This is a genomic window from Bathymodiolus heckerae thiotrophic gill symbiont (assembly GCF_900128515.1).
GTDB lineage: Bacteria > Pseudomonadota > Gammaproteobacteria > PS1 > Pseudothioglobaceae > Thioglobus_A.
Map to the genome: position 1 here is coordinate 1 of NZ_FQTP01000035.1, position 17,886 is coordinate 17,886.

The 17,886-nt window shown below is 37.7% G+C and carries 18 protein-coding genes, 2 tRNA genes and 1 pseudogene; 16 read left to right on the forward strand and 5 right to left on the reverse strand.

The features are described 5' to 3' along the window. From BTHERMOSOX_RS05725 to BTHERMOSOX_RS05740, 4 genes and pseudogenes are all read left to right on the forward strand, one after another. Positions 1–1,044: pseudogene (locus tag BTHERMOSOX_RS05725) on the forward strand (hypothetical protein); the annotation flags it as partial. A 14-nt stretch (positions 1,045–1,058) separates the two neighbouring features. Continuing rightward, positions 1,059–2,960, forward strand: coding sequence for a hypothetical protein (locus BTHERMOSOX_RS05730; RefSeq protein WP_138120164.1), 1,902 nt, complete (start codon positions 1,059–1,061; stop codon positions 2,958–2,960). Then, positions 2,960–3,823 (forward strand): hypothetical protein, encoded by an 864-nt coding sequence (locus tag BTHERMOSOX_RS05735; RefSeq protein ID WP_138120165.1) that lies wholly within the window; start codon positions 2,960–2,962, stop codon positions 3,821–3,823. Before BTHERMOSOX_RS05730 ends, BTHERMOSOX_RS05735 begins: the two co-directional genes overlap by 1 nt. Further along, positions 3,823–4,680 carry a hypothetical protein gene (locus BTHERMOSOX_RS05740; protein WP_138120166.1) on the forward strand — a complete coding sequence of 286 codons (858 nt, stop codon included), beginning with the start codon at positions 3,823–3,825 and terminating at the stop codon, positions 4,678–4,680. Before BTHERMOSOX_RS05735 ends, BTHERMOSOX_RS05740 begins: the two co-directional genes overlap by 1 nt. A gap of 4 nt (positions 4,681–4,684) precedes the next feature. On the opposite strand, the gene BTHERMOSOX_RS05745 is transcribed toward BTHERMOSOX_RS05740, so the two are convergent. The 4 genes from BTHERMOSOX_RS05745 to BTHERMOSOX_RS05760 all read right to left on the reverse strand — a co-directional run bounded on the left by BTHERMOSOX_RS05745 (position 4,685) and on the right by BTHERMOSOX_RS05760 (position 7,618). Beyond that, positions 4,685–5,341 carry an MBL fold metallo-hydrolase gene (locus BTHERMOSOX_RS05745; RefSeq protein WP_171004660.1) on the reverse strand — a complete coding sequence of 219 codons (657 nt, stop codon included), beginning with the start codon at positions 5,339–5,341 and terminating at the stop codon, positions 4,685–4,687. Positions 5,342–5,353: 12 nt separating this feature from the next. After that, positions 5,354–5,623: an MBL fold metallo-hydrolase gene (locus BTHERMOSOX_RS05750; protein ID WP_138120168.1), complete on the reverse strand. Its 270-nt coding sequence runs from the start codon at positions 5,621–5,623 to the stop codon at positions 5,354–5,356. Next, entirely contained in the window at positions 5,620–6,858 is a 1,239-nt protein-coding gene (bioA, locus tag BTHERMOSOX_RS05755; RefSeq protein ID WP_138120169.1) for an adenosylmethionine--8-amino-7-oxononanoate transaminase, read from the reverse strand. The genes BTHERMOSOX_RS05750 and bioA overlap by 4 nt, the downstream gene beginning before the upstream one ends. A gap of 85 nt (positions 6,859–6,943) precedes the next feature. Continuing rightward, the gene (locus tag BTHERMOSOX_RS05760; protein ID WP_138120170.1) at positions 6,944–7,618 is read right to left on the reverse strand and encodes a phosphoglycolate phosphatase; all 675 of its coding nucleotides are present in this window, start codon (positions 7,616–7,618) and stop codon (positions 6,944–6,946) included. Positions 7,619–7,681: 63 nt separating this feature from the next. Between BTHERMOSOX_RS05760 and proC the strand changes: the two genes are divergently transcribed. Genes proC through BTHERMOSOX_RS05775 form a run of 3 tightly spaced genes read left to right on the forward strand, consistent with a single transcriptional unit; the run spans position 7,682 to position 9,933 of the window. Further along, positions 7,682–8,512, forward strand: a complete 831-nt coding sequence (proC, locus tag BTHERMOSOX_RS05765; RefSeq protein WP_138120171.1) for a pyrroline-5-carboxylate reductase — start codon at positions 7,682–7,684, stop codon at positions 8,510–8,512. Continuing rightward, positions 8,490–8,900, forward strand: a complete 411-nt coding sequence (locus BTHERMOSOX_RS05770) for a hypothetical protein (RefSeq protein ID WP_138120172.1) — start codon at positions 8,490–8,492, stop codon at positions 8,898–8,900. The genes proC and BTHERMOSOX_RS05770 overlap by 23 nt, the downstream gene beginning before the upstream one ends. After that, on the forward strand, positions 8,893–9,933 hold the full coding sequence (locus tag BTHERMOSOX_RS05775; RefSeq protein ID WP_138120173.1) for a hypothetical protein: 1,041 nt from the start codon (positions 8,893–8,895) through the stop codon (positions 9,931–9,933). Before BTHERMOSOX_RS05770 ends, BTHERMOSOX_RS05775 begins: the two co-directional genes overlap by 8 nt. Here the strand turns inward: BTHERMOSOX_RS05775 and BTHERMOSOX_RS05780 are convergent. Next, on the reverse strand, positions 9,919–10,635 hold the full coding sequence (locus BTHERMOSOX_RS05780) for a 16S rRNA (uracil(1498)-N(3))-methyltransferase (protein WP_138120174.1): 717 nt from the start codon (positions 10,633–10,635) through the stop codon (positions 9,919–9,921). The two genes, BTHERMOSOX_RS05775 and BTHERMOSOX_RS05780, sit on opposite strands and share 15 nt — an antisense overlap. A 35-nt stretch (positions 10,636–10,670) precedes the next feature. Between BTHERMOSOX_RS05780 and BTHERMOSOX_RS05785 the strand changes: the two genes are divergently transcribed. The 9 genes from BTHERMOSOX_RS05785 (at position 10,671) to BTHERMOSOX_RS05825 (ending at position 17,776) form a co-directional block, all read left to right on the forward strand. Next, entirely contained in the window at positions 10,671–11,894 is a 1,224-nt protein-coding gene (locus BTHERMOSOX_RS05785; RefSeq protein WP_138120175.1) for an aminopeptidase P N-terminal domain-containing protein, read from the forward strand. Between the two features lie 3 nt (positions 11,895–11,897). Next, positions 11,898–12,917, forward strand: a complete 1,020-nt coding sequence (gene trpD / locus BTHERMOSOX_RS05790) for an anthranilate phosphoribosyltransferase (protein WP_138120176.1) — start codon at positions 11,898–11,900, stop codon at positions 12,915–12,917. 9 nt (positions 12,918–12,926) lie between these two features. Continuing rightward, on the forward strand, positions 12,927–13,469 hold the full coding sequence (gene orn, locus BTHERMOSOX_RS05795; protein WP_138120177.1) for an oligoribonuclease: 543 nt from the start codon (positions 12,927–12,929) through the stop codon (positions 13,467–13,469). Next, positions 13,462–14,328: a 4-(cytidine 5'-diphospho)-2-C-methyl-D-erythritol kinase gene (gene ispE, locus BTHERMOSOX_RS05800; RefSeq protein WP_138120178.1), complete on the forward strand. Its 867-nt coding sequence runs from the start codon at positions 13,462–13,464 to the stop codon at positions 14,326–14,328. Before orn ends, ispE begins: the two co-directional genes overlap by 8 nt. Then, a tRNA-Gln gene (locus BTHERMOSOX_RS05805) sits at positions 14,308–14,382 on the forward strand. Before ispE ends, BTHERMOSOX_RS05805 begins: the two co-directional genes overlap by 21 nt. 134 nt (positions 14,383–14,516) lie before the next feature. After that, on the forward strand, positions 14,517–15,479 hold the full coding sequence (locus tag BTHERMOSOX_RS05810; protein WP_138120179.1) for a ribose-phosphate pyrophosphokinase: 963 nt from the start codon (positions 14,517–14,519) through the stop codon (positions 15,477–15,479). Positions 15,480–15,571: 92 nt separating this feature from the next. Beyond that, complete coding sequence (gene rpoD, locus BTHERMOSOX_RS05815; protein WP_138120180.1) at positions 15,572–17,392, forward strand: RNA polymerase sigma factor RpoD; 1,821 nt, start codon at positions 15,572–15,574, stop codon at positions 17,390–17,392. A 14-nt stretch (positions 17,393–17,406) separates the two neighbouring features. Further along, positions 17,407–17,483: transfer RNA gene (locus tag BTHERMOSOX_RS05820), tRNA-Ile, on the forward strand. Between the two features lie 152 nt (positions 17,484–17,635). Further along, the gene (locus BTHERMOSOX_RS05825; RefSeq protein ID WP_171004661.1) at positions 17,636–17,776 is read left to right on the forward strand and encodes a helix-turn-helix domain-containing protein; all 141 of its coding nucleotides are present in this window, start codon (positions 17,636–17,638) and stop codon (positions 17,774–17,776) included. Positions 17,777–17,886: the final 110 nt, after the last annotated feature.

Consider the following 17,886-nt stretch of genomic DNA (forward strand, 5'->3'; position numbering starts at 1 on the left):
CAAACTTATGAAGACTCAAGTAATACCTACCAATGGTCTAGAAAACCATCTTATAAATTAGTTAATGACCAGCCCCATAGTCAAGACAACCCTGATGGCTATCGATACAAGGGGGAGGTGTTTGAAGAAATGGTTTCACTTGGTGGGTTTTTGCCAAGCATGGTATCTAGAATTTGCACTGTATCAATGAAAATTTTTATCACCAATGCTTTTTTAAGTGATTGGTTTGCACAAAAACAAAGTATTGAAAGACTAGGGCATTATGGAAACACGCCCAAAATGTCAAATGCTGATGTAATAAAAACACATAAAAAAAATGGCGGTAGCGTACCAGACAATATTTTATTATCTAAAAAAGCCTTCGTTCGAAGCTGTAGCTTTGTAAGGCCAAGACAATATTGGAAGGATTGGACTAATGCCGATATAGTCATCAATAATGATGTTTTAGAAGACAGTGTAATTGGCAATAAAGCTCAATTATATGGCGATCTTGCCATTGATTATATTTCTGTATTAGGCATTAGAAGTGATGAGCAAAGACGAATAACCAAGATTGAAAACCGAATTGATGAGGCGCAAGAGAACCAAGGAAAATCTTTGTTTAATCAGCCACATGGTGAGGGAATTCTTGCCCCATTGGTTGATGACAGAATCACCCAAGATCAAGTGATAGAGTTTTGGAAAGAACAGGATTTTAATTTAAGATTGTCTAATACGGGGCTTTTCTCTAATTGCCTTTATTGTCCACTTAAAAGTAAGGCGAAATTACAACAAATTGCCACATTGCAACTAGAAAAAAATGTCGATAAAGATACGCCAGAAAGTATAGATTGGTGGATAAACATAGAAAAAAAATACAGCCGAAACTTGATAGCAGAAGAAAGAGAAATAACTTCAGAAAAAGCACCTAAATATGTTGGATTTTTTGGTCCTGTTAAAACACTTGTTTTTGAAGATATCAAGAATAAGGTTGTTAGTGGTGAAAAAATTGATCCAGAATTATTAAAATTAGATAGCGCAATTCCATGTAATTGCACCGATTAAAAGGAGTATAAGAAATGTCAGAATTATATTTTAGAGCGGGTGAAACTGAAGGTTTTACCTCGAAAAAATTAGCCGATAAAAAAAGTGGTTACGCCAATCCTATTAGGGAATTATTGCAAAATAGTCTAGATGCTTCTAAGGATGCTAAAAATGAAAAGTGTGAAATTAATATCTACATTGAAAGTATCAAAAAATCTGATATCCCACATATAGAAAGCTACGAAGATTACTTAAATCAAGCTGTGGAATTCCAAAAAAGTGTAGGAAGTTTTGGTCATAATGCTAAGCAAACTGTTGCTTTCATGAAAGAAGCGTTAAAACAAGATGAACTAGATATTCTAATGTTTGTTGATAATGGGATAGGTATATCGCCCAATATCTTAAATGGTTTAATAGGAGATCGAAGTGTTAAGTCAGACGAGTCATCTGGCGGATCATTTGGCGTTGGACATTTATCCTCTTATTTTTTGTCATCACTTCGTTATGTTTTATACGCTAGTAAATACAAAGACAATGGAGAGGTTAAAAACTTGTTTAGTGGCGCTCCAATTTTGGCAGGATTTGAAGATAAGCAAGAAATTCCGAGAGGTAGCATTGGTCGAATATTGGAGAAAACACCAGAAGATGAATTAAAACCAAAATTTATCTTTCCAACAATATATCCTGATTTTATTGCTGACAAAATGAATGATGTTGATACAGGCTCAATGGTTGCTATTTTAGGGCTGAATACAGAATGGAAAAGGGAGGCTAATTACGCTATTGTTAGTAATTTTTTCTACGCTATCAACAAGCAAGAATTGGAAATAAATGTCGATTATGGTATTGTTTCTAATTCTATTAATAGTAGTGACATTGAGCTTATGTTATCTACATCAAAAGATGGCAAGATGGCAACAGGTGATAGTATTTTATCTGGTAGTGACATTTACCAGCTATGGTTAACAGTAAAAGACGAAAGTTTAAAACAAGAAATTAGCCTAGACAACGGCGACAAAGTCTGTGTTCACATCAGAAATAATATTGAAACCAATTCAGTTATCGCTTTAGTAAGGAATGGAATGCTAATCTCAAGGCATGACAAAATGCTATCAAATCCTATAAATAATCTTAGGAAAAATGAAGATTTTGAGCCATTTTCAATCGTTATAAACGTCGATGATTCAGACTGTAGCCAATTATTCTCCTTAGTTAAAGGCGCTGAAAATCCATATCATAACAAATTAGAAAACGGCAGACTTAGCCCAAAAGATGAGAAAAAATTGAAAGACTTACTTAAAGAGTTAAGTGAAAAAATTCAGAATTTTTTACAAGAAAAAGATAGAGAAGGTTTTGATTTGGCCATACCTTTACTAGAAATCCCCAACAAAGCAGAAGTACAAGGTGAAAACAACTCTCGCCCAAAAAGTCAAACACCCAAAGCAAAACCCAATAAACCAACTCCAAAACAACCAACAGGCAAGGTTAACAAAACTGGAAAAGGTAAAAAACGTCCAGCGCCTGTGATTGTTAATAGAGTTTTAGAATCAAAAAATGCCGTCAGATTTAAAGACAATGGTGACACTATAGATGTAATTATGAGAATTAAACCACACAAAATAGATCTAAAAGATGATGTGTATTTTTCAGTTAGCTTAGCAATGGACACTGATAACAATTCAACTGATTCAGCGCTTGATTTGGTGAAATTATCCGTCAACGATAAAGACACACCTATACCCAAATTTGTTGATATTGAAAAAGATGGTGAAATAAAACAAGAGCCTGCTGATCAGACCCAAATCAAACTAGGCAAAGCTTCAGAAGAAGGAGTTTACAACGTTATAGCAACTGTCAAAAAACCAGAAAAAGTTAAAAACATTGGTGTGGCTTTAAAGCCATTTCTAGGATTAAAGCAAAGCAATGGAGGTAAATAATGAGTGATGAAATAATATTGAGCTTTCCTGTTCTCAAACAAGATAGCGGTGATTTTTCAGACCATGTCATCTACACAGCTGAGGCAATTCAGCATCAAAATGATAGAAAATTAATAATCTCTCACTCTTTAAAAGGCAATTCATTTATTGCTGAATTAATAAAAAATAAAAAAGCAAAATTCTTAATTACTTTGTTTTACAAAGATAATGCAGAAAGACAGAAATTTATTTGTGATGATTGGGATTATGATGAGGATACGCAAGAAATTAGCGCTGAACAAAATATAGATATTGATTTTAGCTACGCACCAGAGATAACACCTTGCATTGTTGTTATAGATGATGAGCAGATTACTGTTAGCAAACAATCTGGCTTAACAGGCTTTTGGCAGGGGGAGGTGTTTGATATTCCTGCATTATCAAGAATAGCCTATCATCTAAAACTACAATTCACCAGTGGCGATGTTTCTTCATTGATGCGTGTTGACATCAATAAAAATTATCCAGAAGGATCAATTAAAACAACAGTCATCGACACAATAGGCGAAGGCGAGCAACCTATTACGATTATTTGCGCTCAAGATGTATATGATGAATTAAACAGACCTATACCAAGTAAGCCTATAGATGCAAAAACAGCCATGAGAGCGTCAATTGTCACTCAGGTTTTATGCCATGTTTACGCCTATATGAACAACCTAGATGATAAGGAAACCGACATCCATAGCGGATTATTACAGCACATGGAAAATCTCAAAGAGAAAACTGGACAAGACTGGAAGGGTGATGATTTTAATGCTAGCTGGGCAGCCACGCAAATACTACCTTACGCCATTACAGCATTAAACAGCGAGGATAGATAATGATTGAATATAAAAAAATTGATGAAAGTGCATACCTTAGATTTGGAAAAAATCTTTCTCAAGAAGGTAAAGAGAAAAAAGTTTTAGCCAATCAAATTGATTTTTTGCAAGCGTGCAGAAACGGAAAAGATGTGTTTTTACAGTATTTAGACAGCCACCTTTTTAATGAGAAAGACACAATGGTCAACGGAAAAGGTGTATTTTTTGACCATAAATTTACTGAGGCGGAATTTAGATTCCCGCCCACTGATACACAGCAGATAATCTGGAATGTATTTGAAAATATTCCCAAGCAAAACATGGGCTCTTGTGGATTTTGGGGTATTGTTATTATCAACTTAATTAAACATGATTGCATTAAGCCAGACTATTTAGCCTCTAACATGAATGGCGTTAATGAAACCGGGGTTTATATGCTTGATAGTGCATTAAATTCTAATGATGGTAAAAAAATAGATGATTGTGTTCGAAGAGTATTAAGGTCGATGGGCTGCCCGCCAGCTGGAAGAGGAAAGAGGATTATTTTCAATGACTTCTATTTAGGCAAGGCTTATTGGCGTTGGAATTGGGCCGACAAGATGTCTAATGAAATCAATCTAAGTTTTGAAGATATTTTAAAAATATTTGATGAGACTAGTTACACTATTTTTTCAGAAAAAATGCACTCTAAACAAAGTTATATTGCGCAAGTAAACACTCTAGGAGGGTTGTTACTATTCCTAAAAAAGAACAACCTAAAAGGGAAGCTTAAAAAAGTAATAGACACTATTTCTTATTTAAGTATTTGGAAGGCAATTGAAATTCAATCTCCAGAAAAAAACCAGCATGAGATAGAAGTAATAGCTAACAATCTATAAGCAATTAATCCAATACTCTTTCTAAATATAAATAAACCGCATAAGCATTCTTGCGATTAGCCGCTTCAAAAGCGGGCTCATCTTCAAATTCTGACCAATCGATAGCTGAATATGCTTCATCAAAAGGTGTCATTTCATCAACAAATAACGTCAACTGTTTGATCAAAAAATTAAGATAGCGATAGGTTAAATCCATAGTTTCTTGTGGCTGATCTGACGCCATTCCGTGCCCAGGAACAAAATATTCCATTTCAATATTACGTACCTGGTCTAGTGTTTTAGCCCATTTAATAATATCAGCATCGCCCACAAAAGGAATGCGCCCTTCAAAGATAATATCACCGCTATAAAGGGTTTGATCATTCAGACTCAATAAAGACATGTCGCCCTCTGAATGCACTTTGCCAAAATATGTTAGTAAAAAATCATGCTCACCTAGTGCAAATTTTGTATCTTTATCAATGATACGATCTGGCTCTACCAAATATGTTTCGTCATTAACCCATGGATAAAGCGACGTGCGCCTTGATTCTAATAAGCTTGGTGCTATTTCAGAATCTAGATAATCCCAAGTGCCTTTTGGCGCCCAAATTTGTGCACCCTGCTCTTTAAATACTTGTAAGCCATAAATGTGATCTGCATGATAATGACTAACAATCACTAGCTTAATAGGTTAGTCAGTGATTTTTCTGATTTCTGTAAGCATAGCCTTTGCCAATGATGGCGTACCAAGGCCATCAAACACAACCACACCTTCGGTAGTTACGATAAAACCTGCATTAGAAATAAAGCCTTCATATTCAGTCGCTGAACCTGACAAGCCTGGAATGTAATAAGCTTGGTCATTGAGGTTTTCAGCAACGACCTCAACGCTGATCTTTTCATAATCATTCGCCTGAGCGAATGCAGATAATAAACTTAATAATAAAATGATTTTTTTCATAATGACTCCAACACTTTTTTTATGGCCTTGGTAACAACAAGCAATTCTTGCTTGCTAATAGAAAATGGTGGCATGGTGTAAAGCAGCTTGCCATAAGGCCTAAGCCAAACACCCTGTTCGATCAACAGCTTTTGAACCTTTTCTACATCAATCTCTTCGGTTAACTCTACCACGCCAATTGCACCCAAAATACGTACGTCAGCAACCTTCTCATGCGATCGTAAAGAATTTAACTCGCTATTTAGCACAGCTTCAATGCTGGCAATATCATCTTGCCAAGGAGAGTTTAATAGTAAATAAATACTGGCGATCGCAACACTGCAAGCCAATGGATTAGCCATGAAAGTTGGTCCGTGCATGAGTGTGCCCACACCCTTAGATATTTCATCAGTAGTAAGTGTGGCGGCCAGCGTCATGTAGCCACCTGTAAGCGCCTTTCCAAGGCACAAAATATCTGGCTCAACATCTACATATTCAAGCGCAAAGAGTTCGCCAGTACGGCCAAATCCTGTGGCTATTTCATCCAAAATAAATAGTATTTGATATTTTTCACAAAGCGCTTTGGCCTTGGTTAGATATTGTGGATTGTACAATCTCATACCACCCGCGCCTTGCACCACAGGTTCTAATATCATCGCTGCAATATTGTTTGAATATTGTTCTAGAGTTTCTTCTAGATCCAGTAGCGCCTCATCCATCGCAACCATAGAGGGGCTTTTTACAAAATAATGCTTTGACAAGACGTTTGAAAATAAATGATGCATGCCATTATCTGGGTCGCACACACTCATAGCACCAAAGGTATCACCATGATAGCCACCCCGAATGGTGACAAATTTATGTTTGTCTGTTTGACCCTTATTATGCCAATATTGCAAGGCCATTTTCAAAGCTGACTCAACTGCAACTGAGCCTGAATCGGTAAAAAAGACTTTGGTTAGATTATCTGGCGTCAGATCAACTAAGATTTTAGCCAGCTCAATAGCAAGATCATGAGTTAAGCCACCAAACATAACGTGTGACATTTTGCCCAGCTGATCAATTACTGCTTGGTTTAAAACCGGATGATTATAACCATGGATTGCCGCCCACCAAGAACTCATGCCGTCGATAACACGCTTATCGCCTTCAAGGTTTAAATAAACACCATCCGCTGACAGCACTTTATAAGCACTGTTTAGATTAGGTACTTTGGCATAAGGATGCCAAATATGTTGCTGATCAAATGTATCCATATGACTACATTTTACGCATGATATTTACTATTCGGATACAACTGTTACAACGATCCAAAGAGGAAGGCTCTGCCCTCCTCCGAAACTACAAGTAGTTTTTTAATTCTGCCATTGAGTCAATCACTAAATCAGGATTGGTGTCACGAATATCATTGCCGTGGTTGTAGCCATAAGACATACAGATAATATTAAAACCTGCAGCACGCGATGCTTTTACATCGCTCACTGAATCGCCCAACATTAAAGAGTCTTTTGGATCAATACCGAAAAACTCAGCACTGTGTAGTAATGGTAATGGATCTGGTTTTTTCTTGGCTAGTGTATCACCAGAAACCACAATGCCAAAATAATCAAAAATACCTAAATCTTTTAAAATTGGCAAAGTGAACTGCTCAGCTTTATTGGTCACACAACCTAGCGTGTAGCCTTGTGCTTTCATATAATCCAAGCCTTCTTTAACACCGTCATACAAACATGAGCGCACTGATGTATTTTTTGAATACAATTCCAAGAAAATCGGATAAGCCTTATCAAAATCAGCCTTATCCACCGTGCCTTCTAGCTCTCCAGTTAATGATCTTTCTACCAATTTTGGTACACCATTACCCACCCAATGGAGAACTTGCGATTCACCCCAAGTATCTCTGCCCATGGCTTTCATGGTTTCATCTACACAAAATGCCAAATCTGGAACGCTATCTACTAGTGTTCCATCAACATCGATCATAATTAATTTTGGATTGAATTTTTTTGTACTCACGCTAAATACCTCTTTGGTTAATTTGGTAGAATAGTCACAGACTAAATTTAAAAAAACATTGTAATGCAAAACTCAACAACAATTGGTTTTATTGGCGCAGGCAATATGGCCTATGCGATTATGTCTGGACTTATTAATAATGGCACTTCTGCTAAGCAAATTAAGCTTAGTGATACCAATGAAGCGCTATTATCCCTGAGAAAAGATGAATTTAACCTCGAAGTCTTTACGGATAACGTCAAACTCGTCACTCATTGTGATGTAATCGTATTAGCCGTTAAGCCGCAAGTGCTGTCAACAGTTTGCCATCAATTAGAAAATACTCTTAAAACCGGCACGCTAATCATTTCGATTGCGGCGGGGGTTCGTGCACGTGATATTGATCGCTGGCTAGGTGGCAATCAATCTATTGTGCGCACCATGCCTAATACACCGGCTTTATTAAACCAAGGTGTAACAGGATTATTTGCAAACGAATCGGTTACTGATTTACAAAAACAATTGGCAGGAGATATATTAGACAGTGTTGGTCAGAGTTTATGGGTTGAAGAGGAATTAATGCTTGATGCCGTTACCGCATTGTCTGGCAGTGGTCCAGCTTATTTTTTCTTGATGATTGAATCTATGGCAAATGCAGGTGTTGCTTTGGGATTAGACGAGCAAACCGCTCAAAAATTAAGCATCCAAACAGCGCTAGGCGCTAGCATGATGGCCAGCACTAGTGGAGATTCTGCTCATGAATTACGTGCAAAAGTTACCTCACCAAATGGCACAACACAAGCGGCAATTGATTCATTTCAAGATCAAAATTTTGATGTGATGGTTGCTCATGCTATGCGCGCTGCTTTTGATCGAGCTGGTGAACTAGGCGTTGAACTGGGCAATAGTGACTGAAGGAATAACTTTTAAACTTCAGGCCTCGAATGTATATTTTGGTCTTTCTATTATTGTTCATGGCTTTACATTATTAAGTGTTTGGCTTTATAGCTTTAATATTTATGCCAGCCTTGCATTTAGCTTGGCTTTAGTTGTTCATTTTCAAAAGTTAAGTGCTTATATTTTTCTAAATAAGCCAAGCTCAATCCACACTTTTGCACTTCAAGGGCAAAGTATTATCACAACAGATAATGCTGGCGTACAACAAAAATATCCTTATGTTTACTGCGTCTATCAATCACGCTTGCTGGTGATAATCAAAATCGGCAAATGCTCTTTGATTATTTTTAAAGATTCTGTTGTCAATCACCCTTTGTCACAACTAAACAGACTACTGAATGCTTGAGCCTGAAGACACACTAAAACTAAACGTACTTATTGCAACTTCAATAGCAATACGCATTGATACCTACAAGCTTACTGTAGTTGGGCTTAATGCTCAATTTAAAGAGCAAATTATTGAGCTAAAACCCAAGGGTGATAGTGAAGCTTACATTAAAGAAGTTAAAAAATTATTGGTAACTCAAGTGCTAGGTGCAATGGGCGGCTATCCTTCGTATTTGAAACGTTGGTCTAGAATGGGCCAAGTAGAATCTTCAAACCTAACATCGTTATTAAGGCTTGGAGAAGTTGAGGCGGTTATTGCTGTTTCTAACTCTACCAACCTAGATGATGAATTACTTAAACTCACTTGGTGGTGCGCCACTAATACTAATAACCAGGCAGAAATTGGACGTTTTTTATTGACCAAACCCTTTGTTTTAAAGACTCAAACGGGTCGAGACATTGCCCAGTATTTATTGGAGTTTTTACCTTTTGTTAATGATATTGAACAGCTTATAGACACAACCAGCTTAGTGCTGCAAGAGGGATTAATCGAGCAAAAAGATCAAGACAGGCTGTGGAAACAAGGGCAAAGAAAAACTGCATTTTTAGTGGGATTTGTTGAACGTATGAGTGGTAATTTACCAAATGAATTCAACATCAAAACACCAAACTACGAACATGCTGATTTACAACTTATTAACAATGAGCAGTCGCAATTATTTCTCACTACGCTAGCTCACATTCTTAAGAAAATCAATCAAGAATATGTGTTGTATCGCGCTTTAGAAGTATTGGGGCGATATATGCAGCATCAAAGCATTAGCTTTCAAAATTCCATTGAAAAGATTACTGATCAAATCAGTGATTTATCACTAGTTGCCAATAATGAACAAAATCAGCTTGATGCAAGATTGTTATTGGCAGGTGTGAATGAGCGCTTAGTAGTCAGAACTATTTCAGCGCATAATTTGACTGGATCAGCCATTCGTAAAAAATTAGTTCACGTATTAGAGCCAATTCAAAAGGCTCTAAAAATCCTAACTACCCCATAATAACTGCATATTGGCAATTGCTGCCAATGATGCGGTTTCTGTTCTTAATACTCTAGAACCTAACAACAACGGCTGAGCATTGCAATCAATAGCATGCTTAATTTCAATTTCATTTAAACCGCCCTCTGGGCCGATAATGATGGTTGCTTGAGTTGCTCTTTCACAGGCTAGTAAAGATTGTTCAGCTCGATGATGTAATACAAATTTTTGACCAAAATCTTGTTCAATGAAATCTTCAAATTCTATTGGCTCAAATAATGTTGGCACAACAGATCTGCCTGATTGCTCGCAAGCGCCAATGATAATTTTTTGCCAATGTTGCGTGCGTTTTTTGAGTTTTTCACCTTTGAGTCTAACCACACAGCACTGAGTAAAAATAGGCACAATTTGACTTATCCCTAATTCCACTGCCTTTTGTATCAAAAAATCCATTTTTTCACCCTTGACAATACCTTGTGCCAAGGTTAATGTTAGTTTTGATTCACTTAGGTTTTCAAAGCGAGCAACAATATTCACTTCACATCGTTTTTTAATACTAATAACGGTTGCTTGATAGTTATAGCCATCTCCATTAAACAGCATAATATCTTGACCTTGAGGAAAGCGTAAAACTTTGCCCAAATGATGCGATCCATATTCATCCAATAGAAAGATATCATTAATTTTCAAAGGGGAATTTTGGTACAAGCGGACTTGTTTCATGGTATCTTTGCGCTACTAAATTGACTTGAAAAATAATGATACATCAAAACAGACAAAAAGAATTACTAAGCCAGTTAGATGATAATGCGTTAGTCATCATTTCGACCAATCCTGAGCAGTTCAGAAATGGTGATGTTACTTATGCATTTCGCCCACAAAGTGATTTTTTCTATTTGACTGGATTTGAAGAGCCAGAGGCAGTTGCAGTGATTAGTCGCAAACATTATTCAATGTTTTTAAGAGATAAAGATCCAGCTCGTGAAATTTGGGATGGTGAGCGACTAGGACTAATCGATGCGCCAGAAGTTTTAAAACTTAACCAGGCTTTAAACATCAACAACCTGGAAGATCAATTATCTCAATTAATTTCAACTGATAGCACTATTTATTTCGATGCGAAACCCTGTGAATTTGATGCAAAAATCACAGGGTTGTTAGCTGATTACAGCATTAAAAGCTTGCAAGAGCCTTTGCATAAAATGCGTTTAATTAAAGATGAGTCTGAAATTAAAACCATGCAAAAAGCTGCTGACATTTCAATCATTGCACATCAACAAGCTATGCAGTATGTGGCTCCTGGCATGTTAGAGTGTGATTTACAAAGTGTATTTGACGCACACTTTGTTAAAAATAATGCCGAGCATGCTTACACGCCAATTGTTGCCGGCGGTAAAAACGCCTGCATTTTGCATTATATTAAAAACAATCAACCGCTTAATGATGGGGACTTAGTACTCATTGATGCAGGTTGTGAGTTTAACAACTACGCCAGTGATGTCAGTCGAGTATTTCCAATTAATGGTCGTTTTAGCGACGCACAAAAAAGCATTTATCAAATTGTTCTTGATGCTCAACTAGCTGCTATTGAATGCATTAAGCCAGGGGTTAGCGTGCACGAGCCACACAAAATCGCTTCTAGTATTATTCAACAAGGGCTTGAGTTGCTCGGCTTACTTAAAGCTGGCGAACCGCTTTCAAAGTTTTACATGCATGGCACAGGGCACTGGCTAGGTATGGATGTTCACGATGTTGGTAAATATCAACACAAGCAACAACATCGAAATTTTGAAAAAGGTATGGTGATTACAGTTGAACCCGGCATTTACATTCGTAAGGATGATAAAATCAATTCAATTTATGCTGATATCGGCATCAGAATTGAGGACGATATTCTAGTAACAGAGTCTGGCAACACGGTCTTAACTGGAAATCTTATCAAAACTATTAATGACATTGAAGCTCTAATGAGTAAAAACTAACCCATGAATATACAACAAGCGATCAAAACAGTTATTGCCAAACAAGACTTAGACGAAAGCCAAATGCATAATGTCATGACCGACATCATGACCGGAAAAACCACTGATGCACAAATTGGCGCTTTTTTAGTTGGGCTTTCTATGAAAGGCGAAACTGTATCGGAAATCACTGCTAGTGCCAAGGTAATGCGCTCATTAGCCAAAGGCGTCGTGATTAAAAATAACAAGCATTTGGTAGACACTTGTGGTACTGGTGGAGACGGCTTGGGGTTGTTCAATATTTCTACAGCCTGTGCTTTCGTGGTTGCGGCGGCTGGCGGCTCGGTTGCCAAACATGGCAATCGATCTATTTCTTCAAAATCAGGTAGTGCCGATGTTTTAGAGGCTGCAGGTGTTAATTTAGATATGAGTGTCGAACAAATTAGCAACAGTGTGGATAAAATTGGCGTTGGCTTCATGTTTGCTCCAGCGCACCATTCGGCCATGAAACACGCCATTGGTCCACGCAAAGAATTAGCCGTTAGAACTATTTTCAATGTACTTGGGCCTTTGACTAATCCAGCCAAGGCGCCAACTCAAGTAATGGGGGTTTATGCTCACGATTTGGTTGAGCCTATTGCCAATGTTTTAAAAAGCCTTGGCTCAACACACGTAATGGTGGTTCATTCCAATGATGGTTTAGATGAAATCTCTATTGCAGATGACACTTTTGTAGCTGAACTTAAAGATGGAAAAGTTACCACTTATACCATTCACCCAACTGATTTTGGCTTGCCATTAGGTGATTTAAAAGATATCAAAGCAGAAGATGCCGAAAGTTCTTTAGTGCTTATTCAGCAAGCACTTGATGGCAAAGATGGTGCCGCTAAAAATATTATTGCTTTAAATGCAGGTGCTGCAATTTATGTTAGTGGCCTAACCGACTCACTGAAAAAAGGTATTGATAAAGCGATAAAAATTTTAAACAAAGGTTCTGCGCATCAAAAATTAGACGATTTTGTACGTGAATCAACCGGCTGCTAGGAGATTATTATAAACAAAGAAACTAACTTAATTTGGATCGATTTAGAAATGACTGGCTTACTGCCAGAGCGTGATGTAATTATCGAAATTGCCACTATTGTGACTGATAAAGATCTCAATATTTTGGCAGAAGGCCCTTCACTGGTCATTCATCAAAGTGGTGAAATATTGGCGGGTATGGATGAATGGAACACCGAACACCATACTAATTCAGGTCTAGTCCAACGCGTTAAAGATAGTATTATTTCCAGCAAGCAAGCTGAAAAACAAACTATTGAATTTTTAGAAAAATATGTCAATGCTGGCGCTTCACCCATGTGTGGCAATACCATTTGTCAAGACAGACGATTTTTATACAACTACATGCCGGAACTGGAAAAATTCTTCCACTATCGTCATATCGATGTTTCAACTCTTAAGGAGCTATTGGTACGTTGGAAACCAGAAGTCAAAATGATTCGCGAAGGTGAGCCAGCTCATCTAGCCTTGGCCGATATTCGTGATTCAATTGACGAGCTTAAATATTATCGAGACGTCTTTATTGATGTCTAGCACGCCAAATACCTGGCTTGCACCCGCAAAAATAAATCTATTTTTGCATATCAACAGCAAGCGCGAAGATGGCTATCACAATCTCCAAACTATTTTTCAGCTGCTCGATTACCATGATGAGCTAAGCTTCGAAGTCACTAATAATGGCATCATTAATCGAGTGTCTGGCAACGATGATGTTGATCCAGATACTGATTTAACTGTTCGTGCTGCCAAGCTTTTACAGAAAATTAGCCAGACAATACTTGGCGTTAATATTTCGATTGTTAAGCGCATTCCTGCTGGCGGCGGTCTGGGTGGTGGATCATCTGATGCGTCCACTACATTGATTGCACTTAATAAACTTTGGGATATCGGCTTAAATCAGCAAGAGTTAATGCAGCTCGGCTTAAGACTTGGCGCTGACGTGCCGCTTTTTATTAATGCAAAAAGCGCTTGGGCCGAAGGTGTGGGAGAAATATTAAGTCCGATTGACACGCCAAAGCATGTGTTTTTAGTTGTATTTGTCAACCAACACATCTCAACCAGAGAAATATTCTCGCACAAAGCATTGACAATGAGCCCAATGATAGGGAAAATATCGGACTTCTCTGAGCTGACAAATACTCGAAATGATTGTTTGAAAGCGGCGCTAGCGCAAACAGATGAAATCAGACTTGCCTTGGAACAGCTTAGTACATGTTCAAACCTAATTGGAAAAGCAAGGATGAGTGGTACAGGTAGCAGTGTTTTTGCTGAATTTTCCACAGAAAAAGATGCTATAGTAGCATTAGAAAAAATGCCAAAAAAATGGATGAGTTTTACTGCGAAAGCAATTAATTCTTCTCCAGTACTTAAATGGGCTGTCGCCAAGCGGTAAGGCAACGGGTTTTGATCCCGTCATGCGCAGGTTCAAATCCTGCCAGCCCAGCCATTTTCTAAAAACCGCATCTTAATTAAGATGCGGTTTTTTTATGTCTTTTATTTACTCAAAGCCACAAGCAAATCATATTTTTGCTTTCTTATCGTAGTATAATTTAATCAATTCTCAACCAAACAACAATTCCTATGTCTCTTGACACGATCAAAATCTTTAGCGGCAACGCTAATCCACTACTTTCTGGTGAAATTATTTCTAGTTTAAACATTGCCCAAGGCAAAGCAATTGTCGGTAGATTTAGTGATGGTGAATCACAAGTTGAAATTTTAGAAAATGTTCGTGGCTGTGATGTGTTCATTATTCAGCCAACTTGCGGACCCTCTCCCGCTGAAACATTGATGGAATTATTAGTAATGGCTGATGCTTTAAAGCGCTCTTCTGCTGCGCGAATTACTGCCGTTGTTCCGTATTTTGGCTACTCGAGACAAGATCGTCGTTCGCGCTTAACCCGTGTACCGATTACTGCTAAGCTTGCCGCTAAGATGGTTGAAGCTTCAGGCATTGATCGAATTTTAACGGTTGATTTGCACGCGGATCAAATTCAAGGATTTTTTGATATTCCTATTGATAATATTTATGCACAGCCTGTTTTGCTTGACGATATCATCAAACAAAACTATCAAGATATCGTTGTTGTTTCGCCAGATGTTGGTGGAGTAGTTCGAGCTCGTGCTGCTGCCAAAAAACTTAATGATGCAGATTTGGCTATTATCGATAAGCGTCGCCCTGCACCAAATATGGTCAAAGTTATGAATGTTATTGGTGATGTTGAAGGCAAAACTTGTGTCCTCATTGATGATATGGTCGATACTGCTGGTACTTTATGTCAAGCAGCTGGCATCTTAAAAGAAAGAGGCGCTAAAAAAGTGGTTGCTTATGCAACGCACGCAGTGTTATCAGGCAACGCAATTGACAATATTAATAATTCAGAACTAGATGAATTGGTAACCACTAACACCATCCCGTTAACTGCTGATGCAGCTAACTGCAGTAAGATTAGGCAGCTATCCATTGCACCAATTATGGCTGAAGTCATCAAACGCATTAGTGAAGAGCAATCTATCATTAATATTTTTGCCGATATTCAATAATCACCCCTTATAAAAATCCACGCAAGGCTATGATTTTTATAAGGCAACTTTGTGTATAATCCATCATCTGGTTTGTCAAAACGCATTATTCTATGAAATCTACTACTAAAGCACACAAGCAAGCGCTACAAAAACTTATCATGGTTGGTAAGGAGAAAGGCTATTTAACCTACTCTGAAATCAACGACATCTTGCCGGAAGACTTATTAACGCAAGAGCAAATGGAACCTATTGTTACCATTTTAGAAGAGTTAGATATTACCGTTTCTGACACCATTCCTGATGCTGATACATTGGTTGTTGAATCAGGTGCAAAAGCACAGGCTACTTCTGCAGAAGCAGCTGTTGCAGCACTTGCAGCCCTAGACTCTGAATTTGGCAGAACCACAGATCCAGTTAGAATGTACATGCGTGAAATGGGTGTAGTGGCCCTACTCGAGCAAAAAGACGAAGTTCGTATTGCTAAAGAAATTGAAGCGGGTGTTTTTGAAATCATGAAGTCAATCACCTTATACCCATCAATTACGGGCTACTTCTTCAAGGCGCACAAACGCCTTGAAGAAGGAAAATGTAAAATGACTGACGTTATTATTGGCTACCAAGGTGACGCCGCTGATTTTGAAGCAAAAAAAGCCGCTTTTGATGCAGGTGAATTTGATGACGATGAAGAATATGAAGACATGGAAGAAATGGAGTACACTGGTCCAGATGAAGAGAAAGTAAATACTCGATTTGATACTGTTTTAAACGGCTCTAAAAGCTATGAAGAGCTTAATGAAAAACACGGCTTTCGTCACAAGAAAACAATCGCTGCACGTGTAAACCTATCTGAAGCTTTATCAGACTTACGTCTAGCACCAAAATTAGTATCCACTATGATGGAGGTAATTTGTGATCGCGTTGCGCAGGTTAAAAAACAAGAAAAAACCATTCAAAATGCTTGTCTATATGCTGGCATGGAGCGACTAGATTTCTTTGAATTATATACTGGCAATGAAACCAACTACAACTGGCTAAAAGAAGCAAAGCTTGATGATAAAATTTCTAAAGCTTTAGAGGGCTCTAGCTCTAAAGATGAAATTTTTTATGCACAAAAAAATCTTCATGAGTATGAAGAGGAAATGCATCTAACCATCGCTGAATTAAAAGCGTTAAACAAACTTTACCGTAAAGGTGATCGTCGCGCTAAGCTGGCCAAATCACAAATGATTGAAGCCAACTTAAGATTAGTTATTTCTATTGCTAAAAAATATGCCAACCGTGGACTGCAATTCTTAGATTTAATTCAAGAAGGCAATGTGGGTCTAATGAAGGCTGTTGATAAATTTGAATATCGTCGTGGTTACAAATTCTCAACTTATGCAACGTGGTGGATTCGTCAAGCTATTACTCGCTCTATTGCAGATCAAGCACGTACGATTCGTATTCCAGTACACATGATTGAAACCATTAATAAGCTTAATCGTGTTCGTCGTCAATTATTGCAAAAATTTGGTCGTGAAGCGACACCTGAAGAATTGGCCATTGAGATGGAATTGCCAGAATACAAAATTATTAAAATCCTTAAAATTGCCAAAGAGCCTTTATCAATGGAAACACCAGTAGGCGATGATGAAGATTCAAATATTGGTGACTTTATTGAAGATACAAACCTTTCTTCACCTGTAGATATTACAACCAAAGAAAGTTTAAAAGAAACAACTAGTGAATTGCTAAATAACCTTTCTCCACGTGAGGCAAAAGTACTCAAGATGCGTTTCGGCATTGAAATGAATACCGATCACACATTAGAGGAAGTCGGCAGACAATTTGATGTAACTCGCGAACGCATTCGTCAAATCGAAGCTAAAGCATTAAGAAAGTTAAGGCACCCTTCTCGTGCTCACAAACTGCAAAGTTTCTTAGATTCGTAATCTATCCGTTTAACGGGCCTATAGCTCAGCTGGTTAGAGCAATCGACTCATAATCGATTGGTCCTTGGTTCAAGTCCAAGTAGGCCCACCAATTTAAAACATTGATTTACCTAGTTATTTATAGTAACTCATTGTTTACAACCTGTTGCTATTTATCAGGTATTTACAAAATCGTAAGGATTGCGTAAGATTACTAAATACCCTGTATATCAGGGCGTTTTTTAATTTTATGGAGTAAATACAATGATGATTACATCACAACAAGCAAAATCAGCATGCCTTGAATTTGGCATATCTAAAAACAAAATAGCCAAAGACACAGGGCTTAGTTGCCCATATCTGTCTAATTTTGAATTAGATAAATCTATGAAGTTCCCCCAATAAACTGGACACCAAATTACAACAATTTAGGAGTCCAAAATGACCAGAAAATACACAGCCTTTACCAAAGCGTTTAAACTAGAAGCCCTGCATTTGGCAAATCAACCTAACAC